Raw genomic sequence first — 19,875 nt, 5'->3', positions numbered from 1 at the left:
TTCCGGGGCCCCCCCCCCTCGTGTTTGGTGGGTTGCGTGGCCGCCGGCCGGTATTTCAACCTGGGCTAAACGGTCCCGGCCGGGGCCGGCCCGGGGGCGACTTGGGCGGGGGGGCCGGCCTCGGCCTCGTCCCCGATCCGGGACAGGGGGCGATGGCGGGGCTCAGGATTCGGTGAGCATTCCGGCACGCAGCTTGGACAGCAACCGCGAAAGCAGCCTGGAGACGTGCATCTGGGAGAGCCCGAGTTCGGCGCCGATCTGGGCCTGGGTCATCTCCTCGCCGAAGCGCATCTGCAGGAGGACGCGTTCACGTTCCTCCAGATGGTCCAGCATGGGGGCGAGTGCCCGGATGTCCTCGACCTTCTCCATCGCCGGGTCGCAGGCGCCGATCGTGTCGGCGTAGGAGCGGCCGCCCTCGTCGCTCTCGTCGCCGGCGGGCAGATCGAGGGAGCCCGCCGTGTAGCCGTTGGCGGCGACCATGCCTTCGATGACCTCTTCCTCACCGATCTCCAGGTATGCCGCCATTTCCGCCACACTGGGCGGGGCGTCCAGGACGGTGGTCAGGTGGTCACGGGCCTTGGCCAGCTCCACCCGCAACTCCTGCAGGCGTCGCGGCACATGGACGGCCCAGGAGGTGTCGCGGAAGAACCGCTTCATCTCGCCGACGATGTAGGGGACGGCGAAGGTCGTGAACTCCACCTCGCGGCTCAGGTCGAACCGGTCGATGGCCTTGATCAGGCCGATGGTGCCGACCTGCAGGATGTCCTCCTGCTCCTCGGGACCGCGGCCGCGGAAACGACGGGCGGCGAAGCTGACCAGGCACATGTTCATCTCGATCAGCGTGCTGCGCGCGTAGCTGTACTCCGCGGTGCCCTCTTCAAGGCTCTGCAACCGGTCGAAGAACAGTTTCGACAACTGGCGGGCGTCCTTCGGGGCCACCTTGCCGGCGTCCTCGATCCAGGGCAGACCCGTCTCGTGGAGGGCTCGCGTGAGCGGCAGTCCACCGGAACGTTCGACGACGCTCGTGAGCTGCTGCGTGGATTCCGTCACGTCATCACCTTAGAGTTGCCCGCCCCGTCAGTGGCCTTCTGCCCCCGAAAGCCGACCTCACGCCTGCCCGCGCCAGCCGACCTGAGAACCGGTCCGCCTCAAGCGTACGGGGGCGGGAATCAGGCGGAGGCTCGGCAGAGCTCGTCGACGTAGGTGCGCGCATCCACCTCGGGCAGTGTCCAGGGCAGGAAGACGACCCTGTAGATGATGGGGGCCACGACCCGGTCGATGACGTCGTCGCCCGTGAAGGTGCTGCCGGGACGGGAAGCGAAGCCGGCCGCCTCTGCCCGCCGGTCGCGCAGGCAGTCCGACTCGCTCTCACCGGCCGCGGCGGCCCCGCCACGCAGAAGGGCGGCGTTCACCGGCGAGCTGTAGTGGCCGAGCATCTCCTGTGCCCATGCGGTCAGATCGGCACGCAGGTACCCGGTGTCGGGGAGGCCGCGGTCCGGGTCGAGCCGGTAGGTCGCCAGGTCGTTGATCATGGTCCGCGCGTCGCCCCACCGCCGGTAGATGCCGCCTGCCGACGCCTCCCCCGCGGTCATGCCGGCCGGTCTTCCGCACCGGCCTGCGGGTTGGTGAACATGGGGTTGCCCGCCACGGTGTCCTCGGCGGCCACCTCGTCCTGCAGGACGTCCCAGTGCTCCACCACCAGGCCGTCCTCGAAGCGGAAGATGTCGATCCCGAGGAGAGGCTTGCCGGGCCCTCCGGAATACCGGCCGTGCACCATGACCAGGTCGCCCTCGGCGATGATCGCCCCCGGCTCGTAGCGGGTGGCGTCGGGCAGGTCGGCGATGAACCCGCGCAGCCCGGCCTTGGCCGGCGGTATGAACGGGTTGTGCTGCACGTAGTCCGGGTGCAGATGGCGGTCCAGCGCGTCGAAGTCCTTGGAACTGAACGCGGTCGTCAGGAACTCGAGGACGACCGCCTTGTTCCGCTCGGTCCGGGTCCGGCTCATCGGAATCCTCCACATAAATTTGTTGACCACTTAGACCACTATAAGAACATATGTGGTCCAGTCGGTCAACAATTCGCGGATCGACCTCCGGACGGACGTTTGCGCCTGGGTAGACTCGTGTGACTCGCGCCGCACCGCCGAACCCGGTCGGTGCGGCTTCGTTGCCGGGGGGTGAGGCGAGGCATGGACATCGAGCTGACCTACGACATGGCCGGGACCCGTTTGTGTGGCATCGGCGCCGCAATGATCAGCTACGACCGGCTGGGCAGCCGGCCTCGGACCATGGGCTCATGGGCTCTCGAATACGACCAGATCGGCACGCGCCTGTCCGCCGTGGGTCCCGCCCACATCACGTACAGCCGGTGGGCCAACGTGCCTCAAACCGTGGGCCAGTGGAGCTGTGAACACAGCAAGCTCGGCTACCGCCTGCAGCGCATCGGCCCCCATGAAGTGAGATACGACCAACTCGGCAACCGGGTGCGCGGCATCGGCCCGCTCGAAGTCTTCTACGACCGACTCGGCACACGGCCCCATCTCGTACGTCTGCCGGGCGAGGGTGAGTTGCTGCCGGAGGACCTCCTCCTCACGCTCTTCCTCGCACTCCACTGGCAAGAGCAGCAGCGCAAACGGGACAGCTGACGCGACTGCCGGCCAGGACGGCGCGTGAGATTCAGGAATTCATCGCGGCTCGGTCGGACTCGCTGCGAAGAACGCAGAATTCGTTGCCTTCGGGGTCGGCAAGGACTGCCCAGCCGGAGCCGTCGGGATTGCGGTGATCGGTGACGAAGGTGGCACCGATCCCCAGCAGCCGTTCCACCTCCTGCTCGCGCGAGGTCTCAGGGCGCAGACACAGATGGATCCGGTTCTTGATCGTCTTGGGTTCGGGCACCTGGTTGAAGTGCAGCACCGGCCCCTCCGCCAACAGCACCTGAGTCTCAGGGTCACCCGGCTTGCCCTCCGGATGCAGTGGGCGGCCGGTCACCTCGCTCCAGAACCGGGCCAGCTCATAGGCATCCGCACAGTCGATCGCCACGTTCTGCACTACCGAAACCATGCGCGCAGCCTTCCCGACTTCCCGTCCGGACGCCACCCCATTGCACTGTTCCGGCCGCTCGAACACGCCTACCCGGCCACCGGGTAGCCGGCACCGGCGGGGACGCCTCGGCAGCGTCGGATGTGACGGTGCCGACAGTTTTTGACCGAACGGTCCAGCAAGGGGTTCTTTACCGTACGGTCCATATGGGCCCGCGACACTCGGTTCGGGCCTGCGCAGTAGCGACAGCACCGCCGCGGGGCCGGCCGCCAGGCCGCCCGCGCCGAAGGAACGGAGCGTTGGACATGGGACAGCTCGACGGCAAGACGGCCATCGTCACTGGTGGTAACAGCGGAATCGGACTGGCCACCGCCAAACGGTTCGCGGCCGAGGGGGCGCACGTGTTCATCACCGGCCGACGCCAGGAGGCGCTCGATGCCGCACTCGCCGAGATCGGTCCGGGTGCCACTGCCGTACAGGGCGACGTGTCCGACCTTGCCGACATCGACCGCCTGTTCACAGCGGTCGCCGAGCAGGGCCGCCGCATCGACGTGCTGTTCGCCAACGCGGGCGGCGGCGAGTTCTCCACCCTGGAGCAGGTCACCGAGCAGCACTTCGACTCGACCTTCGGCATCAACGTGAAGGGGATGCTCTTCACCGTGCAGAAGGCGATTCCGCTCCTCAACGACGGCGCTTCGGTGATCCTCGCCGGGTCCACCGCCGCCACCTCCGGCGCCGAGGCCTTCGGCGTCTACGCCGCGTCCAAGGCCGCCATCCGCTCGTTCTCCCGCACCTGGGCCAATGAGCTCGCGGCCCGGCAGATTCGTGTGAACACCCTCGTCCCCGGACCCGTCGACACCCCTGGCAACTCCGGCCTGGCCCCCAACCAGGAGGAGGCCGCCAAGATGCAGGCCTTCTTCGCGAGCCGGATACCCCTGGCCCGGATGGGCCGCCCTGAGGAGGTCGCCGCCGCGGCCCTCTTCCTCGCCGGCGACCAGAGCACCTTCACCACCGGAACCGAACTCTTCGTCGACGGCGGTCTCAACCAGATCTGACGGCTCCCCGCCGGTGCCCGGGCGAAGCGACATCCCGCCCCGCACGGCATGTTTGCGATGCCCCACAGCGTTCAGGCGAAGTCACAGCACACGATGTCGAGGCCAGGGAAGGTGCACAGTATGTCCGCCAACGAGAAGGCCAAGGCGAAGACCGAGCAGGTTGTCGGCAAGGCCAAGGAGACCGCCGGAGAGGCCGTGGGCAACGAGCGGCTGACGGCAAAGGGCCGCGTCGAACAGGCCAAGGGCGACGCCCGCGAGGCCAAGGAGAAGCTCAAGGACATCGGCCGGCACTGAACCACCGGCACACACAGACAACGCGTTTGGGGCGGCTCCGCTGCGGGGCCGCCCCAAACGCGTCCGGGCAAGGACACGTCGCCCCGGCTCGACGAGGATTCGACCAGACGGGTGACCGCTGGTCGGCATGGCGGGCACAAGGGGTCGCCGGCGGCCTAGTCTGTGCCGCATTCGCCCGGCCGGGATGCGGTGGTATCGGCCACCGCTGGGCCCCCGGCCGGGCGACCTCCCCCAGGGCCGCATGTGCGTACCGCGGAGACCCCGGCTCCGTTCCTGTGAGCCCCGGCGGCTCGCACGTACGCATGGACCCTTCCGTGCGGGGCAGGCGGGTCTCGTGCGGCAGGGCGGCACCGCTGAACTTCTGTCCGTCGCTGCGCCGCGTGGCCCGGGTCGATCGCACGCGATGGGCGGCCGGTTTGCTGCCGGAGTGCTGCCGGGCGCGACACAGGAACAAGGTGAACCACTCATGGCGATACCCCTGGGCAGCGAACCTGAGCGTCTGGTGACCCTGCCGGGCGTCTACCCCCCTCAGCACGACACCCACATCATGATCCGGGCCGTCAACCGCGAGGGTCCCCTTCCGGGAATGGACGTCCTGGACATCGGCACGGGCACTGGGGCTCTGGCCGTGCGCGCTGCCCGGCTGGGTGCCCGGGTGACGGCGATCGACATCGCGCGGCGTGCCGTACTGTGCACGCGGATCAACTCCTTCCTGGCCCGGCGGCGGATCACCGTACGGCGAGGTGATCTGGGCATCGCGGCCGGAAGCAGCTTCGACATGGTGCTCAGCAACCCGCCCTACCTGCCCTGCGAGGGCGGAGCGACGGACAGCCGTGGCATGGCCAGGGCCTGGGACGGCGGTACCGACGGACGGGCGGTCGTGAACCGTGTCTGTGCCGCTGCCCCGCGGCTCCTGCGGCCCGGCGGGGTCCTGCTCATGGTGCACTCCGGTCTGTGCGGCGTGCAGGCCACCATCGACCTGCTCCGCCACAGGGGCCTGTCCGCGCGGGTCACCGATCGTGAACTGATCCCCTTCGGCCCCGTACTGCGCTTGCGGCTTCCGTGGCTGCGGCAACAGGGCCTGGTCGAGGACGGACAGGACAAGGAAGAGCTGGTGGTCATCCGTGCCGAACACTCCTGAACGCCCCCGGCGCGTCTTCGCGGAGCCCCACGGCCCGGTACTCGTGGAAGGTCCCGTGACGGTCGTCGCCGAGGACGGCACAACGCGGACGTCCGACCGCTTCATGGTCGCGATATGCACCTGCCGTCGCAGCCGCTCCTACCCCTGGTGCGACACCAGCCACCGCGTCCGTTCCCGGCCACCCCAGACCGTCGAAGAGCCCGCGAGGACCGGCGAGGGAGCGCAGGCCGGCGGAGAGACGCCATGACCGCCTTCCGCGAACCGCGCAGCACGGCCCCCGCCCTCCCGCAGGAGCGAGGCGAGGTCTCGTCAGCGGTCATCGCCTCCCTGCGCGGTGGCCGCCAGGTCCTGCCGGGGCGGCAGCGGATCTCACACTGCGAGCCGTATGGTGACGACCTGCAGCTGGCCCTGTACGTGCTCTACGAGCTCCACTACCAGGGCTTCGACGGCGTGGACGAGGAACGGGAATGGGACCCCGCCCTGCTGCAGCTACGGCAGGGCCTGGAGGAGCGTTTCCTCTGCGCGCTGCGCGCCCAGGTCCCCGGCGCGGGCCGCGCGGACGACGCGCTGGCCCGCATCCTCGTCGAACCCGCCGAAGGCGATGGAGGCAGCAGCGTCAGCCACTACCTTCGGGATCACGGATCGCTGACACACCTGCGGGAGTACGCGGCTCTCCGATCCCTCTACCACCTCAAAGAGGCCGATCCGCACGCCTGGCTCATCCCCCGCCTGCACGGCCCTGCCAAGGCGGCCATGGTGGCCGTCGAGTTCGACGAATTCGGTGCGGGCCGCTCCGAGGACATCCACGCCCGGCTGTTCGCCGATCTCATGGCGGACCTGCACTTGGACACCGCGTACGGCCGCTACCTCGACGCCGCTCCCACGGAGGCACTCGCCCCGGTCAACCTGATGTCCCTCCTCGGGTTGCACCGCGTGCTGCGGGGCGCGGCGGTCGGCCATTTCGCAGCACTGGAAGTGACCTCCTCGCCCGGCTCGCGGCGACTCGCCCAGGCCATGCGACGCCTGGGTGCCGGACGCGCCGCGGAGAGGTTCTACGACGAGCACGTGGAAGCGGACGCCGTTCACGAACAGGTCGTCCGCCACGAGGTGATCGCCCCGCTGCTGGACGCGGAACCGCACCTGACAGCCGATGTCGCCTTCGGTGTCGAGGCCACCGGCCTGCTGGAGGACCGTCTCGGCGACCTGCTGCTGCGCGCTTGGCGCGGCGACCGCACCGCGCTGCGTACCGCGCTGCCGGAACCGGCCGGCTCCGCGATGCCATGAACCAAGCGACGAGAGGGCCGAGGCGGTTGCGCGGACGGCGGGGGGACGATCCACCGTCTGCGAGGATGGGGCGTATGGATGTCCGGAGCAGGAACCATGTGTCGGTCACCGGGCGACCGGGCGGGCCGGTGGTGATGCTGGCTCACGGGTTCGGGTGTGATCAGAACATGTGGCGCCTGGTGGTTCCCGCGCTGGAGCGCGACTTCACCGTCGTCCTCTTCGATCACGTGGGCGCGGGCAACTCGGACCTGTCGGCGTGGAGCCCGGAGCGGTATTCGACGCTGGACGGGTATGCCGCCGACGTGCTGGAGCTGTGCCGGGAGCTCGAGCTCGGACCCGTGACGTTCGTCGGACATTCGGTGAGCGCGATGATGGGCGTGCTGGCCGCCCGCCGGGAGCCCGCGGCGTTCGCCGGGCTGGTGCTGCTCGCCCCCTCGCCGTGTTTCGTCGACGACGCGGACGCCGGTTACCGGGGCGGGTTCAGCGCCGCGGACATCGAAGAGCTGCTGGAGTCGCTGGACGCGAACTATCTCGGCTGGTCGGGCAGCATGGCACCGGTGATCATGGGCAACCCCGAACGGCCGGAGCTGGGCGAGGAGTTGACCAACAGTTTCTGCCGCACCGACCCGGACATCGCCCGCGTCTTCGCGCGGGTGACGTTCCTGTCCGACAACCGGGCGGATCTGGCCGGGGTGGCCGTGCCCACGCTGGTCGCCCAGTGCTCCCGTGATGCCATCGCCCCGCCGGAGGTGGGGGCGTTCGTCCACGCGCAGATCCCGGGAAGCCGGCTGGTCACGCTGAACGCGACGGGACACTGCCCCCAGCTCGCGGCCCCGGAGGAGACCGCCGCCGCGATCGCCGCATTCGCGGGCGCCGTCGGAGTCGCCGGATGATGTGCGAGACCGACGACGCGGAAGGCAAGGAGCCTCGGGAGGACCAGGGTCCGACGGACGAGCAGGCCCAGTTCTCCGCGTTGCTGGAGGACAGTGCCGAGGATCTGTACGAGCACGCGCCCTGCGGCTATCTGTCCACCCTGCTGGACGGCACGATCGCGAAGGTCAACACCACGCTGCTGGACTGGCTCGGCTACGAGCGCGGTGACCTGGTGGGCCGCAGGCACTTCTCCGACCTGCTGACGGTCGGCGGGCGGCTCTACCACGAGACCCACTTCGCCCCGCTGCTGAGGATGCAGGGCGAGATCAGCGGCATCGCCCTGGAATTCACGGCCGCCGACGGCTCGCGCCTGCCGGTCCTGGTCACATCGACGGTGAAGTCCGGAAGCGACGGGCAGCCGCTGCTGATCCGGACCACCGTCTTCGACGCCCGTGACCGCCGCGCCTACGAGGTGGAGCTGCTGCGCGCCCGCAAGGAAGCCGACCTGGAGCGTGACCGTCTTCAGCGGCTGGCCACCACGCTCCAGAAGACGCTGCTGCCGCCGGCGCTGGCGAACGTGCCGGGTCTGGACGTGTCCGCCTACTACCACATCGCCTCCGTGGACGAGGTCGGCGGCGACTTCTACGACCTCTTCCCGCTTGCCGCCGGAACCTGGGGAATGTTCCTGGGCGACGTGTGCGGCAAGGGCGCCGCGGCGGCGGCCGTCACCTCCCTGGCTCGCTACACCCTGCGCGCCGCCGCCGTCTACGACCCCGACCCCGTCGCCGTTCTCACCAACCTCAACACCGTCCTGAACCATGAGTACAACGGCACCGACCCCCGCTTCTGCACCGTCATCTTCGGCCTGCTCACACCGGACCACGAACGGGGCGGCTTCCGCGTCACGCTGGCCAGCGGCGGCCACCCTCCCGCCCTGCTGATGCGCGCGGACGGTTCAGCCGACTATCTGCCCACCCCCGACGGGCAGCTCATAGGTGTCCTGACCGACGCCCACATCGCCACCACCGCTGTGCGCCTGGCCCCCGGCGACACCCTGCTGCTGCACACCGACGGGCTGACCGAAGCCCATATCAGCGCCACCGCCGGCGGTGAAGGACGTTACGGCGACGACGCCCTCCTCGACTTCGCCCGCGCCCTGGCCCCCACGACCGCATCGGGCACCACCGACGCGATCCGCGACCTGCTCGACACCTTCGGCACCGGTGTGGACGACGACACGGCCGTCCTGGCCATCCACGTGCCCCGACCCTCCAGTGAAGAGCAGCTGTGAACGCGAATCTGATCGTCCACGTCCGCGCCACCACCGCCGGGGCGGTCATCGAACTCACCGGGGAACTGGACCACCACACCTCACCCGAGGTGCGCGCGGCACTGCCCGGACTCGGCCTGCGCCGAGGCCGGCAACTCGTCCTCGACCTCGGAGGCCTCACGTTCTGTGACTCCAGCGGGATCACCACGCTGCTCGCCGCCCGGAACCACGCCCTTGCGGCCGACGCGGGCATCGCCCTTGCCGCCGTCCCGGAGCGCGTCAGCCGGATCTTCCGCATCGTCGGCTTGGTGCAGGTCTTCCCCACCTACCCCACCGCCCAGGCCGCCGAAGCCGCTTGGGAGCCCACCGCGAGCTGACCGGCCCGGAGTGCACCTCCGCCGCGTGCGAGCGGCACCACGGTGGTGCGCCCTGCCGAGGTGGCGGACCGTAAGGTGGCGCACCGTCACCCATCGGGCCGATGACAAGGTGACACGCCGTGCGCGGACCGCGCGGGGCCCTTATGGTCGAAGAGCAGGCAGGACTGGCACTGGAACACCGCAGTAAGAATCAGCCCATCCAAGAACGGCCGCCCCTCGTCGGGGGCGGCCGTTCGTTCGCGCATGCCGTCTATCCGCGGTCCGGGCCCGGCTGGGCGGTGTCGCCCGAGGTGGTCACGGGTTTGGTGTGGAGGACTTCGCGGGCCTGTTCGGCGGCGCGGGTGATGCTTTCGCTGATGAAGTCGAGGAAGCGGGCGATGTTCTCCAGACGAGTGGCGGCGGGGGTGTGGGGGCCGAGGATGGCGACGCCTTGGCGTGCCGTTTCGACGAGCTGGTCGTTGGCCCGGGCGCTGGCGATCGTCGCCTGGAAGAAGAGCTCGTCGTCCACGACGTAGCGGTCGCGGCGGCGTTCGTCGCGTTCTCGGCGGACGAGGCTCTGGCCTTCCAGGAAGGCGATCGCCTTGGAGATGGACGCGGGGCTGACCTGGAGGCGCTGGGCGAGTTGGGACGCGGTGAGGCTGCCCTCGTCGGTGGTGAACAGGCAGGTCAGCACACGGGCCGTCATCTTGCTCAGGCCGGAGCCCATGAGGACGGTGGTGAACGTCTCCTCGTAGTCGGCCACGGCCTCGGCGTCGCGTCCGTGCGGCGGAGGGCCTGACTCCGGGCTCCGGGACGCGGCGGGCCCGCGCCGCTGGGCGCGGCGTTCGGTGGCACGGTGCGCCAGGTCCGAGCGGTAGGCGGTGGGGCCGCCGTTGCGCATCACCTCACGCGTGATCGTCGATGTCGGACGGTCCAGGCGCCGGGCGATCTCGGCGTAGGGGAGGCTGTCGGCCAACCCCAGCGCGATCTGCTGGCGTTCCTGCTGGGTGAGCCTGCCTCCCGGCATCGCGATCTCCTTGGTGGTCCTCCGTGGCGGTCCTGCTCGCGTCAGCATAGCGTTCACTTCCATCCATTGCAACGATCGAGATCACTGACGTTGCATTACCTGCATGACCGTTGCAACAGTTTAACTACTCCCACCTGCACAATTCCTGATTCTATGCAACAAAGGTGTTGTCCAGTTCTTGAAAGCAACGTAGCGTTTCCGGTGTCAGAAACAACGAGCGAGCACAGGAGAGCACGATGCAGAAGTTCGACACCTCCGCCCCGATCTCCGTCGTCCTGGACATCCCCGCCGGACGCATCCAGTTCATCGCCGCCGACCGCGCCGACACCACCGTCGAGGTCCTGCCCGCCGACCGCTCCAAGAGCCGCGACGTCAAGGCCGCCGAGCGGATCACCGTCGCCTACGCCGACGGCGTCCTGCGGATCGCGTCCCCGGCCCCCGACAACCAGTTCTTCGGCCCCTCGGGCTCCCTGGAGGTCACCGTCCAACTGCCCGCCGGCTCCCGCGTCGAGGCCCGGACCGCCGGCGCCGAGCTCCGCGGCGTCGGGCGCCTCGGCGATGTCGACTTCGAGGGCGCGTACCGCCAGATCAAGATCGACGAGGCCGCGAGCGTCCGCCTGACCGCCATCGACGGCGACGTCGAGGTCGGCCGGCTGGGCGGCCCCGCGGAGATCAGCACCACACGGGGTGACATCCGGATCGCCGAGGCCGTGCGCGGCGCCGTCGTGCTCAGCACCCAGTCCGGCGACATCTCGGTCGGCGCCGCCGCCGGCGTCTCTGCCGCCCTGGACGCCGGAACCCACCACGGCAGGGTCAGCAACGCCCTGAAGAACGACGGCACCGCCGAACTCGACATCCGGGCCACCACCTCGCACGGCGACATCAGCGCCCGCAGTCTCTGAAGCATCCGAAGAAGCAGCACCAGGACCATCCGGCAGTCGCACGACACACCCGATACGACCAGGGGGAACCCATGACGAAGAACAGCACTTCCTCGATCGGTTCGAAGTGGACCGGCATGGTGACGGTCGACGACTCGGCGCTGGCCGTCACCGACACCGGCGGCCCCGGGATCCCGGTGGTCTACCTCAACGGCCAGTTCGCCACTCAGGGTTACTGGCGGCGGGTCATCGCCGAACTGGGCACGGACTGGCGGCACATCACCTACGACGAGCGGGGCCGGGGCAGGAAGTCGGAGCGTTCGGCGGACTACTCCTTCGAGGCGGCGGTCCGGGACGTCGACGCCGTTCTCGCGGCCAGGGGTGTGGACCGGGCGCTGGTGGTCGGCTGGTCCTACGGGGCGGTCGTCGGGGCGCACTGGGCCGGCCGGAATCCGGAGCGTGCCATCGGCGCGGTCCTGGTCGACGGCGCGTTCCCCTACGACTGGCTGGACGAGGCCATGGAACTGCGGATCCGCAAGCTGTTCCGGCGCCTGAGCTGGTTCCTGCCGCTGCTGCGCCCGACCGGCCTCGCCCCGCGGTTGACCGCCGAAGAGCAGGCGGAGAGCAACATCGAGCTCGGCAGGCTCTCCCGCGAGCGCGAGCTGGGCCCCGTACTGGACGGCATCACCGTCCCGGTACGGTACGTGGTCGCCTCGGGGACGTCCTTCGGAAGCCGCGGCGACGAGCAGGAACGGATACGGGCCGGCCTCGACGCGGTGACCGACCGCAACCCGAACATCCGGATCAGTGCGAAGGTCGAAGGCAACCACGGTGCGATCCTCAAGAAGGACTACCGGGCCATCGCCGAGGCCGTAGGCGAGGTCGCCGCCCTCGACCGCGGGGAGCGCTGACGACACGACCAGCGGCCGGCCCGACCCCGTCCGGGCCCGCGCAGGGGCAACAGCCCTTCGCGCGGGACCGACGGGGTCAAGCCGTTGCGAGCGTGGGCCTCGGCGGGCGGCGGCCGGCCCGTCGGCTCGGCGGCCCGCCCGGCGACGGCACGTGCCGAGAGCGAGCCGGTCTGCCGGCACCAATTTGCATCGGAAGTTGGTGTCACGCGACCAATGCCCACGTCGCCGTCGGCTTCTAGTGTCGGAAGCGGAGATGCGATCCGGTCCCCCGCACAGCGGAAGGAACGCGGCACATGAGCGCAATGGCGGAGCCGCCGGTGCCCGGCGGACCCGAGCGGTCCGGCCACCACCTGCCGGGGGAACTCCTCACCGACGAGCGGCAGACCCTCCGGCCCTGATCCGGCACGTCGCGCGGGCACAATCCGGGCCGGCTCGACCACCGGCGCCCCCGGAAGCCGTGCCCAGAAAGGACCTCTCATGGCGAACACGCCCCTGCTGGAGGGACTGCACGTCGTCGACCTCGCCAGCTTCATCGCCGGTCCGGCCGCGGCCACGGTGCTCGGTGATTTCGGCGCGGACGTCGTCAAGGTCGAACCACCGCACGTCGGCGACAGCTACCGCGCGCTCAGCCGCGTACCTCCGAACCCCCGTGTGGAGGGGGTCAACTACCCCTGGCAGCTGGACAACCGCAACAAGCGCAGCATCGCCGTCAACCTGAAGTCCCCTGACGCCCGGCCCGTGGTCGAGCGGCTGACGGCATGGGCGGATGTGCTGGTGACCAACTTCCCGCCGCACACACGGGCCAAGCTGCGTCTGGAATACGACGATCTGGCCCCGCTCAACCCCCGGCTGATCTACGCCGACGTCACCGGCTTCGGGGAAGAAGGTCCGGAGGCGCACCTGCCCGGGTTCGACGTGACGGCCTTCTGGGCGCGTACCGGCCTGATGGACGTGACGCGCCAGCGGGGCGCACCACCGTCGATGAACGCGTTCGGATCGGGCGACCACCCCACGGCGATCACTCTGTTCGCCGGCATCATGACCGCGCTGTACCGGCGGGAGAAGACCGGGCAGGGCGCCCGGGTCACGGCGTCGCTGATCGCCGAAGGCGCCTGGTCGGCGGGCATGTGGCTGCAAGCCGTGCTGGTCGGCGGGAAGGGACCCCGCCCGGCCGACCGGTCCGACCCGCCGAACGCGCTGGCGAACGCCTACCGCACGGCGGACGACCGCTGGGTGCTGCTGGCCTTCGCCAACGAGGACAAGGAGGTCCCCTTGTTCCTCCACGCCATCGGCTGTCCCGAGGCCGCCCGGAACCCGGACTACGCCGACACACCGAGCCGCCGCCTGCACGCCGCCGAGATCGCCGCTCTGCTGGACAAGACCTTCGCGACCCGCCCCCTGGCGGAATGGCGCGAGGTGCTCGACGCGGCGGGCCTCACTTACGGAGTCGTCCAGACCTTCGAGGAATTCGCCAAGGACCCCCAGCTCCTCGCCAACAAGATCCTCGTCCCCATCGAGGACGACGGCACCGAGCAGCACCTGACCGTCGACAGCCCCGTGCGGCTGGAACAGGAGCGGAAAGTCCCGGCGCGCCCGGCCCCCGACCTGGGCGAACACACCGATTCGGTGCTCCGGGACCTCGGCTATGACGACGCCGGGATCCAGAGTCTGCGCACGGCGGAAGCGGTCGACTGAGACTTCGGCCCGCGACCGCGGCATCAGCCGAAAGTGACTTCGACGGGACAGGGGGGCGGGGGGAGAAGGGAATCACCGCAATGAGCCACACCAGCGGCACACCCACCGGCACACCCACCGTGCACACGGAGGAGCGCGACGGCATCTTCGTGATCACCATCGACCGGCCGAAGGCCCGCAACGCCATCGACGGAGCCACCGCGCACGCGCTGGCCGCGGCGGTCGACGAGCTCGACGCCCGCGACGACCTCCTCGTCGGCATCCTCACCGGCACGGGCGGCGTCTTCAGCGCCGGCATGGACCTCAAGGCCTTCGCGGCCGGCGACACACCCATCCTCCCCGGACGGGGCTTCGCGGGAATCACCCGCATCCAGATCAAGACCCCGCTCATCGCCGCCGTCGAGGGCTACGCGCTGGGCGGCGGCACCGAGATGGCGCTCGCCTGCGACATGATCGTGGCATCCCGCGACGCCACCTTCGGACAGACCGAGGTCCACTACGGCATCGTGCCCCCCGAGGGTGGCATGGTGCGCCTGCCCGAACGCATCCCCCGCAACGTCGCCCTGGAACTACTGCTCACCGGCGACCCGTTGCCCGCCGAGCGCGCCGAACGGCTCGGCCTGGTCAACCACCTCACCGAGCCGGGGGCGGCACTGACGCGTGCCCTCGAACTCGCCGGCCGGGTCGCACGCAACGCGCCCCTGGCGGTCGCGGCGGTCAAACGCGTCGTCAACGAGCGGACAGCCTTCCAGGACGAGGAGGCCCTGCGCGAGCAGGACCGGATCGTCGACCCTGTGCTGGCCTCCCAGGACGCGCATGAAGGCGCCCGCGCCTTCGCCGAGAAACGGGCACCCCAATGGCAGGGCCGCTGACGCGGCGGATCCCCCACCGCCCCGGCCCCGGCCCGAAGTCACGCTGCCGCCGGCCGAGCCCGTCCACGACTGCCTCGCGTGAAAGGAGTCACCATGAACGACACTCTGGAGGCCTACCAGCACGTCACCGTCATCGGCGGCGGCGTCATCGGTGCCTCGTGGGCCGCCCTGTTCCTCGCCAAAGGCCTGACGGTCACCGTCAACGACCCACTTCCCGATGTGGACAAGCGCGTACACGACCAGCTTCGGGAAGCAGCCCCGGCGCTGAAGGCGCTCGGCCTGCCCACCGACGGCCTCGACGCCAACCTGCGGTTCGAGGCCGACCTCGACCGGGCACTCGCGGAAGCGGACGCCGTACAGGAGAACAGCCCCGAACGGCTGGACTTCAAACAGGACCTCTTCGCCCGGGTCGAGCGGGCCGCACGCCCCGACACCCTGCTGATGAGCTCCACCTCCGGCATTCCCGCGACCGAGATGGCCCGGTCGATGAAACAGCCCGGACGCGTCGTCATCGGCCACCCCTTCAACCCGCCGCACCTGGTGCCGCTGGTGGAAGTGGTCCCCGGCAAGGACACCGACCCGGAAACCGTGCGGCGCGCCGTCGACTTCTACACGGCCCTCGGCAAGCAACCGCAGGTACTGCGAAAGGAGTGCCCCGGCTTCGTCGCCAACCGGCTGCAGGCCGCGCTCTTCCGCGAAGCGGTCAACCTCGTCGTGCAGGGCGTGGTGACCGAGCAGGAGCTCGACGGCATCGTCACCGCCTCGATCGGACTGCGCTGGGCCGTCGCCGGACCCTTCCGCAGCTTCCATCTCGGCGGCGGCCCCGGCGGCCTGCCGGCCTTCATGCAGCACTTGGCCCCCGGTCTGGAGAGTCTGTGGAAGGACCTCGGCGACCCGACGTTCGACGAGGCGACCGTGAAACTCCTCTCCGACCAGGCCGACTTCGGAGCGAGCGTCGAGGAACTGGAGACCGCACGGGACCAGGCACAGATCAAGGTGATGCGGGTCCTCGGCGAAGCGTGAGCGGCGCTCACACGGGCTTCTTCCGGAGAAGCGCCGAGCCCAGGCACTCGACGGCGAGCAACGCGATGTCCAGATCGGTGCGCCGCTCCTGCACGGTGAGCCCCATGGCCTCCTCCGCCTTCCTGATCCGGTACTGCACCGTGTTCTTGTGCAGAATCTGGCTGCTGGCCGTGGCGGTGTAACTGCAGCCGGTGGAAAGGAAGATGCGCAGCGTCTCCCGCAGGCGTGAGGAATGCTCCTCGTCGACGGCCAACGGCCCGAGGACCTCCCACACCCACGAGCGCAGGTCGTCGATGTTCGCGCACATCAAGGCGATCGGGGCGACCCGGGCGTAGGCCGTGAACCGGCCGGCGGGGCTCGCCATCGCGGCCAGCTCCTGTGCGCGCAATGCCTGCCGGTGCGTGCAGCGGAATCCCCCGACGCCCGGCTGCGCGCTTCCCGCGCAGACCCGTACGGACGGATCGGCGTCCTCGACCGCGTTCGCCAGCCGTTCCCAGTCGACGTGGCGTTGCGAGCCCAACGGAAGCCAGACCCAGGACGCCGTCTCGTCCTGCGGGACGAACAAGGGCCTGGCGGGGCAGTCGAGTTCGCCGGCGATCTCGCCTGTGAACCGGTCGAGCCGGGCCAGCGCGGTACCGGCCCGGCCGGGCGTGGGCAGCCAGGCCACCAGCCCGAGGTGGTACTGGGAGAACCGGTAGCCGAGAGACGACTCCGCCGGATCGAGGGCGCCGTCGTTGCCGGCGAGTACGTCTCCCACCCGTGCCGTCAGCCCGGCGGTCGCGTTCAGCAGCCAGCGGTCCCGCTCCCGTTGATAGACCCCGATGACGTGCTCGGTGACGCGGTCGATGTAGTCGAAGCTCACCGCCAGCATGCGCGAGGTGGTCGCGGCGGAGAGTTCCTCGTCGACGACCTGACGGTGAAGCTCCTCGAGACACCACTGCACGAAGCACCCGTGCACGATCCGGTAGGCCCTGGTCAATGCCGTGATCGGAATGTCGCGCTGCGCCAGCAGCTTGGCGTACTCCCTGGCCGCGACGGGCTCCTCGACGCTGTCCGCCGGCATGTCGTTCTCGAGTACGTCCAGCAGGGTGGCGACATTCTCCGAGACACTGGCGTACAGGAGCTTGAGGAGGTTGCCGTCGCCCCTGAGCTGCACGATGTCGGACATCAGGCGTTCCCGCATACCGCAACTGACATCGGAAAGACGCGGCCTCATGCTCGCGGCCAGGACGGAGAGCTGCTTCGCGGCCTCGGAAACGTCTCCGGCCATGTCTACGGGCCTCCCGTCACGGCCTGCTCGACTCGACCGGCGGGACGATCTCCCGTCTGAGGATCTTGCCGGTGGGCCCCTTCGGCAGCGCGTCCACGATCCACACCTTCCGCGGGTACTTGTAGGCGGCGACCTGCCGCTTGACGTACTCGCGCAGTTCGTCGGCCGTCGCGTGGGCACCCGGGGCGAGCGTGACCGCCGCGCCGACCTCCTCGCCGAGATCGGGACTGGGCAGGCCGATGACGGCCGCCTCGGCGACCGCCGGATGCTCGTAAAGCACGGCTTCGATCTCACGCGGGTACACGTTGTACCCGCCGCGAATGATCACGTCCTTCTTCCGGCCGACGATCCAGAAGTATCCGTCCTCGTCGACCCGGCCGAGGTCGCCGGTGTGGAGCCAGCCGTCCCGTATCGCCGCCGCGGTCTCCTCGGGACGCCGCCAGTACCCCTTCATCACGTTGTGACCGCGGATGACGATCTCGCCGGTCTCTCCGTGCGGCACCTCGTCGCCGCCCTCCTCGTCGACGACCCGCATCCGCACGCCCGGGACCGGGGTGCCGACGGAACCGGGCTTGCGCTTGCCCGTCGGACTGTTGAACGCGGCGACAGGCGATGTCTCGGACAGCCCGTACCCTTCGAGCACCGCACACGCGAACGCGGCCTCGAAGGCCCGCACCACCGGAGGCGGCATCGTGGCGCCGCCGGTGAAGCACAGCCGCAGCCGAGAGACGTCGTAGGTGTCCTTGCCGGGCGCTTGCAGCAGCCTGCTGAACATCGTCGGCACCCCGGCCAGGACGGTCACCCCGTGCTCCGCGAAGACGGCCAGTGCCTCTTCCGCGCGGAAGTGCGGCAGCAGCGTGACGCACGCACCCGACGCGACGCCGGCGTTGAGCGTGCAGGTCTGCCCGAACGCGTGGAACAGCGGCAGCCCTCCGAAGATCACGTCGTCGGAGGTCAGCCCCAGCCCTTCGGTGGCCACGATCTCGCAGTTGCGGGTGAGGTTGGCGTGAGTCAGTTCGGCGCCCTTGGGGTGACCGGTCGTCCCCGAGGTGTAGAGAACCACCGCGGTGTCGTCCCCGTGCCGCTCGGTCACGTCGTCGGCGGACGCGCCGGAGGCCGGCAGTCCGTGGAATCCGTCGGGGCCGACGACCATCACGTCGGCCTCGGTCCCCCGCGCACCGGCCCGCGCCTCGTCGGCGTCGGCGTGCCACGCGAAGATCAGACGGGCACCCGAGTCACCGAGGTAGTAGGCGATCTCCCGGGCCTTGAGCAGGGGGTTCATCGGAACGACGATGCCGCCGATGCGGAGTACGCCGTAGTAGACGATGGCGAACTCCGGGATATTGGGCAGCATGATCGCGACCCGGTCGCCAGGGGCGAGGCCCCGATCGCGGAGCACTCGGGCCATACGGGCGCTGCCCTGTTCGAGGACGCGGTACGACATCACGTCGTTCCCGAGGCGCAGCGCGGCACGATCCGGGTTCGCGCCGGCCGTGTCCACCAGACCGGATGCGAGGTTCATGATCCGCCCTCCCGCGTCCTGTCGGCCGGGACTCACGTATCCGAAGGCACATGCTTTCGCACCTGCACGATCACACAGCGGGGCCGCAACGACGTGCAGGCATCACACCGCCCTCACTATTGACGCTACGCCCCGATGAAGGCACCCCGCCACCCAGCCGGGTCGACGTCGGCCCGCTCCCGCGCCGGGGCCGCACCCTCCGGGCGACCGCCTCATGTCTTGCGCGCGACTCCTGCCCCTGGGTCTCACGCCGACCGTCCGCCGTGCGCAAGGAGGTTGACAACGATTCAGGTGAGGTTCAATCGTGCCTGGATTCGCACATACCTCTAGACGCTAGGTTCTTGACCGCACCGCGGTTCATCACCTTCGGCCGAGAGAGGGGCCCTCATGGCGGAGATCCAGATTCCGGGGGACGAGTTGGAGGATCTGAGCCGGCTTCTGGGCCAGGTGATGGAACTCATCGACACCAAGCCAACGGGCTTCGACGAGACGGCCGTGGGTGCGCCGCTGGCGTCCTCGGGCGGCAACTTCGAGAGCGCGTGGGACGACGGCCGTACGCAGCTCAAGCGCCAGGGCGACCAGTTGAAGGAGGCCTGCGACCAGATCGTCAAGGCGTTCACCGACTACGACAACCAGAGCGCGGACTCCCTGACCGCGAAGTAGCCGACCACAGACCGGTTCACATGGGATTGACAGAGGAGCGCGCGGCGATGGCCCTTGACGGAACCCTGGCGTTCGGCCTGCGGATACCGGACGGCTGGGTGGAGTACGACCTCTCCGGCGAGGCACTGGCCGGAATCCGGGCCGCGCTGATGAAGGAGACGCCGAACAAGGCGGAGCGGGACCGGATCAACGAGACGTTCCGCAATGTGCGGCGGATCGCGCAGGGCGCGCAGCGGCGCGGGGCGGTGTACGCGGCGGGCACGTTCACGATGTACGAGGACGGACTGCTGATGGCGAACGTGATGATCTTCAAGGTCACACCGCCGCCGGGGCGGAGCTTCTCCCTGCACGAGCTGAGCAAGGAGTTCTCGGCGGCGGGCGGCCGTCAGAGCGAGGGCACGGCCCGGACGTTCGGTACCGTGGAACTGCCGGGGATCGGGCCGGTGGGACGGGTGAAGGGGATCGAGGAGGCCGAGGTCTCCCACGGGATCAGGACCAAGCTGGCGATCATGCACACGGTGGTGCCGTTCCCGGACGAGAGCGGGCAGGTGCTGGTCATCACCTGCTCCAGCCCGAACCTGCCGCTGGCGGAGCCGTTGTACGACGTGTTCGACGCGATCACCTCGACGTTCAGTTTCGGCGTGATCACGCCGTCCTGAGTGCCGGCGGCACGGCGGGCCCGGTCCTCCCGCGGGAGGAC

The 19,875-nt window shown here is 69.6% G+C and carries 23 protein-coding genes; 16 read left to right on the top strand and 7 right to left on the bottom strand.

What is annotated here, in order from left to right; all coding sequences use genetic code 11:
• Window positions 1-162 precede the first annotated feature (162 nt).
• The 3 genes from ACFWVC_RS36440 to ACFWVC_RS36430 all read right to left on the bottom strand — a co-directional run bounded on the left by ACFWVC_RS36440 (window position 163) and on the right by ACFWVC_RS36430 (window position 2,005).
• Window positions 163-999 carry a SigB/SigF/SigG family RNA polymerase sigma factor gene (locus ACFWVC_RS36440; protein ID WP_384297836.1) on the bottom strand — a complete coding sequence of 279 codons (837 nt, stop codon included), beginning with the start codon at window positions 997-999 and terminating at the stop codon, window positions 163-165.
• Window positions 1,000-1,169: 170 nt separating this feature from the next.
• Window positions 1,170-1,592 carry a TetR family transcriptional regulator gene (locus ACFWVC_RS36435; RefSeq protein WP_384297821.1) on the bottom strand — a complete coding sequence of 141 codons (423 nt, stop codon included), beginning with the start codon at window positions 1,590-1,592 and terminating at the stop codon, window positions 1,170-1,172.
• Window positions 1,589-2,005, bottom strand: a complete 417-nt coding sequence (locus ACFWVC_RS36430) for a nuclear transport factor 2 family protein (RefSeq protein WP_384297816.1) — start codon at window positions 2,003-2,005, stop codon at window positions 1,589-1,591. Before ACFWVC_RS36430 ends, ACFWVC_RS36435 begins: the two co-directional genes overlap by 4 nt.
• Window positions 2,006-2,188: 183 nt before the next feature.
• On the opposite strand from ACFWVC_RS36430, the gene ACFWVC_RS36425 reads away from it, so the two are divergent.
• Entirely contained in the window at window positions 2,189-2,644 is a 456-nt protein-coding gene (locus ACFWVC_RS36425) for a hypothetical protein (RefSeq protein ID WP_384297811.1), read from the top strand.
• A gap of 31 nt (window positions 2,645-2,675) precedes the next feature.
• On the opposite strand, the gene ACFWVC_RS36420 is transcribed toward ACFWVC_RS36425, so the two are convergent.
• A complete protein-coding gene (locus ACFWVC_RS36420; protein WP_384297806.1) occupies window positions 2,676-3,059 on the bottom strand; it encodes a VOC family protein in 384 nt (127 codons plus the stop codon).
• 284 nt (window positions 3,060-3,343) lie between these two features.
• Between ACFWVC_RS36420 and ACFWVC_RS36415 the strand changes: the two genes are divergently transcribed.
• The 8 genes from ACFWVC_RS36415 (at window position 3,344) to ACFWVC_RS36380 (ending at window position 9,332) form a co-directional block, all read left to right on the top strand.
• Window positions 3,344-4,093, top strand: a complete 750-nt coding sequence (locus ACFWVC_RS36415; RefSeq protein ID WP_384297799.1) for a glucose 1-dehydrogenase — start codon at window positions 3,344-3,346, stop codon at window positions 4,091-4,093.
• 120 nt (window positions 4,094-4,213) lie between these two features.
• The gene (locus tag ACFWVC_RS36410; RefSeq protein ID WP_384297793.1) at window positions 4,214-4,387 is read left to right on the top strand and encodes a CsbD family protein; all 174 of its coding nucleotides are present in this window, start codon (window positions 4,214-4,216) and stop codon (window positions 4,385-4,387) included.
• Between the two features lie 466 nt (window positions 4,388-4,853).
• Entirely contained in the window at window positions 4,854-5,528 is a 675-nt protein-coding gene (locus ACFWVC_RS36405; RefSeq protein WP_384297788.1) for a HemK2/MTQ2 family protein methyltransferase, read from the top strand.
• Window positions 5,512-5,775, top strand: coding sequence for a CDGSH iron-sulfur domain-containing protein (locus ACFWVC_RS36400; RefSeq protein ID WP_384297782.1), 264 nt, complete (start codon window positions 5,512-5,514; stop codon window positions 5,773-5,775). The genes ACFWVC_RS36405 and ACFWVC_RS36400 overlap by 17 nt, the downstream gene beginning before the upstream one ends.
• Window positions 5,772-6,812: an iron-containing redox enzyme family protein gene (locus tag ACFWVC_RS36395; RefSeq protein WP_384297776.1), complete on the top strand. Its 1,041-nt coding sequence runs from the start codon at window positions 5,772-5,774 to the stop codon at window positions 6,810-6,812. The genes ACFWVC_RS36400 and ACFWVC_RS36395 overlap by 4 nt, the downstream gene beginning before the upstream one ends.
• A 74-nt stretch (window positions 6,813-6,886) precedes the next feature.
• Window positions 6,887-7,705 carry an alpha/beta fold hydrolase gene (locus ACFWVC_RS36390; protein ID WP_384297770.1) on the top strand — a complete coding sequence of 273 codons (819 nt, stop codon included), beginning with the start codon at window positions 6,887-6,889 and terminating at the stop codon, window positions 7,703-7,705.
• Window positions 7,705-8,976, top strand: a complete 1,272-nt coding sequence (locus tag ACFWVC_RS36385) for a PP2C family protein-serine/threonine phosphatase (RefSeq protein ID WP_384297830.1) — start codon at window positions 7,705-7,707, stop codon at window positions 8,974-8,976. The genes ACFWVC_RS36390 and ACFWVC_RS36385 overlap by 1 nt, the downstream gene beginning before the upstream one ends.
• On the top strand, window positions 8,973-9,332 hold the full coding sequence (locus ACFWVC_RS36380) for an STAS domain-containing protein (RefSeq protein ID WP_384297766.1): 360 nt from the start codon (window positions 8,973-8,975) through the stop codon (window positions 9,330-9,332). The genes ACFWVC_RS36385 and ACFWVC_RS36380 overlap by 4 nt, the downstream gene beginning before the upstream one ends.
• 250 nt (window positions 9,333-9,582) lie before the next feature.
• Here ACFWVC_RS36380 and ACFWVC_RS36375 read toward each other — a convergent pair whose 3' ends face one another.
• Window positions 9,583-10,338, bottom strand: coding sequence for a helix-turn-helix domain-containing protein (locus ACFWVC_RS36375; protein ID WP_384297758.1), 756 nt, complete (start codon window positions 10,336-10,338; stop codon window positions 9,583-9,585).
• Between the two features lie 236 nt (window positions 10,339-10,574).
• Here ACFWVC_RS36375 and ACFWVC_RS36370 point away from each other — a divergent pair, with 236 nt between their 5' ends.
• From ACFWVC_RS36370 to ACFWVC_RS36350, 5 genes are all read left to right on the top strand, one after another.
• Complete coding sequence (locus ACFWVC_RS36370) at window positions 10,575-11,240, top strand: DUF4097 family beta strand repeat-containing protein (protein WP_384297751.1); 666 nt, start codon at window positions 10,575-10,577, stop codon at window positions 11,238-11,240.
• Window positions 11,241-11,311: 71 nt separating this feature from the next.
• Entirely contained in the window at window positions 11,312-12,130 is an 819-nt protein-coding gene (locus ACFWVC_RS36365) for an alpha/beta fold hydrolase (RefSeq protein ID WP_384297746.1), read from the top strand.
• A gap of 477 nt (window positions 12,131-12,607) precedes the next feature.
• Window positions 12,608-13,825, top strand: a complete 1,218-nt coding sequence (locus ACFWVC_RS36360; RefSeq protein ID WP_384297739.1) for a CaiB/BaiF CoA transferase family protein — start codon at window positions 12,608-12,610, stop codon at window positions 13,823-13,825.
• Window positions 13,826-13,905: 80 nt separating this feature from the next.
• Window positions 13,906-14,697 (top strand): crotonase/enoyl-CoA hydratase family protein, encoded by a 792-nt coding sequence (locus ACFWVC_RS36355; RefSeq protein WP_384297733.1) that lies wholly within the window; start codon window positions 13,906-13,908, stop codon window positions 14,695-14,697.
• A gap of 93 nt (window positions 14,698-14,790) precedes the next feature.
• Complete coding sequence (locus ACFWVC_RS36350) at window positions 14,791-15,720, top strand: 3-hydroxyacyl-CoA dehydrogenase NAD-binding domain-containing protein (protein WP_384297728.1); 930 nt, start codon at window positions 14,791-14,793, stop codon at window positions 15,718-15,720.
• A gap of 7 nt (window positions 15,721-15,727) precedes the next feature.
• On the opposite strand, the gene ACFWVC_RS36345 is transcribed toward ACFWVC_RS36350, so the two are convergent.
• Entirely contained in the window at window positions 15,728-16,990 is a 1,263-nt protein-coding gene (locus ACFWVC_RS36345; protein WP_384297723.1) for a PucR family transcriptional regulator, read from the bottom strand.
• A 16-nt stretch (window positions 16,991-17,006) separates the two neighbouring features.
• Window positions 17,007-18,515, bottom strand: a complete 1,509-nt coding sequence (locus ACFWVC_RS36340) for a long-chain fatty acid--CoA ligase (protein WP_384297825.1) — start codon at window positions 18,513-18,515, stop codon at window positions 17,007-17,009.
• A gap of 384 nt (window positions 18,516-18,899) precedes the next feature.
• Here ACFWVC_RS36340 and ACFWVC_RS36335 point away from each other — a divergent pair, with 384 nt between their 5' ends.
• Together ACFWVC_RS36335 and ACFWVC_RS36330 are read left to right on the top strand one after the other, a co-directional pair.
• Window positions 18,900-19,175: a hypothetical protein gene (locus tag ACFWVC_RS36335; RefSeq protein ID WP_384297720.1), complete on the top strand. Its 276-nt coding sequence runs from the start codon at window positions 18,900-18,902 to the stop codon at window positions 19,173-19,175.
• Window positions 19,176-19,222: 47 nt separating this feature from the next.
• Window positions 19,223-19,834 carry a hypothetical protein gene (locus tag ACFWVC_RS36330; protein ID WP_384297717.1) on the top strand — a complete coding sequence of 204 codons (612 nt, stop codon included), beginning with the start codon at window positions 19,223-19,225 and terminating at the stop codon, window positions 19,832-19,834.
• Window positions 19,835-19,875: the final 41 nt, after the last annotated feature.

The organism is Streptomyces sp. NPDC058691 (assembly GCF_042714775.1).
Classification (GTDB): Bacteria; Actinomycetota; Actinomycetes; order Streptomycetales; family Streptomycetaceae; genus Actinacidiphila.
Note: the sequence above shows the minus strand (reverse complement) of the source record. Positions and strands in the feature narration are given on the sequence as shown.

Bases quoted from the DNA above. Each gene is read 5' to 3' on its own strand.
- ACFWVC_RS36435 (WP_384297821.1), bottom strand. From the start codon at position 1,592: ATGACCGCGGGGGAGGCGTCGGCAGGCGGCATCTACCGGCGGTGGGGC.
- ACFWVC_RS36430 (WP_384297816.1), bottom strand. From the start codon at position 2,005: ATGAGCCGGACCCGGACCGAGCGGAACAAGGCGGTCGTCCTCGAGTTC.
- ACFWVC_RS36425 (WP_384297811.1), top strand. From the start codon at position 2,189: ATGGACATCGAGCTGACCTACGACATGGCCGGGACCCGTTTGTGTGGC.
- ACFWVC_RS36420 (WP_384297806.1), bottom strand. From the start codon at position 3,059: ATGGTTTCGGTAGTGCAGAACGTGGCGATCGACTGTGCGGATGCCTAT.
- ACFWVC_RS36415 (WP_384297799.1), top strand. From the start codon at position 3,344: ATGGGACAGCTCGACGGCAAGACGGCCATCGTCACTGGTGGTAACAGC.
- ACFWVC_RS36410 (WP_384297793.1), top strand. From the start codon at position 4,214: ATGTCCGCCAACGAGAAGGCCAAGGCGAAGACCGAGCAGGTTGTCGGC.
- ACFWVC_RS36405 (WP_384297788.1), top strand. From the start codon at position 4,854: ATGGCGATACCCCTGGGCAGCGAACCTGAGCGTCTGGTGACCCTGCCG.
- ACFWVC_RS36395 (WP_384297776.1), top strand. From the start codon at position 5,772: ATGACCGCCTTCCGCGAACCGCGCAGCACGGCCCCCGCCCTCCCGCAG.
- ACFWVC_RS36390 (WP_384297770.1), top strand. From the start codon at position 6,887: ATGGATGTCCGGAGCAGGAACCATGTGTCGGTCACCGGGCGACCGGGC.
- ACFWVC_RS36385 (WP_384297830.1), top strand. From the start codon at position 7,705: ATGTGCGAGACCGACGACGCGGAAGGCAAGGAGCCTCGGGAGGACCAG.
- ACFWVC_RS36375 (WP_384297758.1), bottom strand. From the start codon at position 10,338: ATGCCGGGAGGCAGGCTCACCCAGCAGGAACGCCAGCAGATCGCGCTG.
- ACFWVC_RS36370 (WP_384297751.1), top strand. From the start codon at position 10,575: ATGCAGAAGTTCGACACCTCCGCCCCGATCTCCGTCGTCCTGGACATC.
- ACFWVC_RS36365 (WP_384297746.1), top strand. From the start codon at position 11,312: ATGACGAAGAACAGCACTTCCTCGATCGGTTCGAAGTGGACCGGCATG.
- ACFWVC_RS36360 (WP_384297739.1), top strand. From the start codon at position 12,608: ATGGCGAACACGCCCCTGCTGGAGGGACTGCACGTCGTCGACCTCGCC.
- ACFWVC_RS36355 (WP_384297733.1), top strand. From the start codon at position 13,906: ATGAGCCACACCAGCGGCACACCCACCGGCACACCCACCGTGCACACG.
- ACFWVC_RS36350 (WP_384297728.1), top strand. From the start codon at position 14,791: ATGAACGACACTCTGGAGGCCTACCAGCACGTCACCGTCATCGGCGGC.
- ACFWVC_RS36345 (WP_384297723.1), bottom strand. From the start codon at position 16,990: ATGGCCGGAGACGTTTCCGAGGCCGCGAAGCAGCTCTCCGTCCTGGCC.
- ACFWVC_RS36335 (WP_384297720.1), top strand. From the start codon at position 18,900: ATGGCGGAGATCCAGATTCCGGGGGACGAGTTGGAGGATCTGAGCCGG.
- ACFWVC_RS36330 (WP_384297717.1), top strand. From the start codon at position 19,223: ATGGCCCTTGACGGAACCCTGGCGTTCGGCCTGCGGATACCGGACGGC.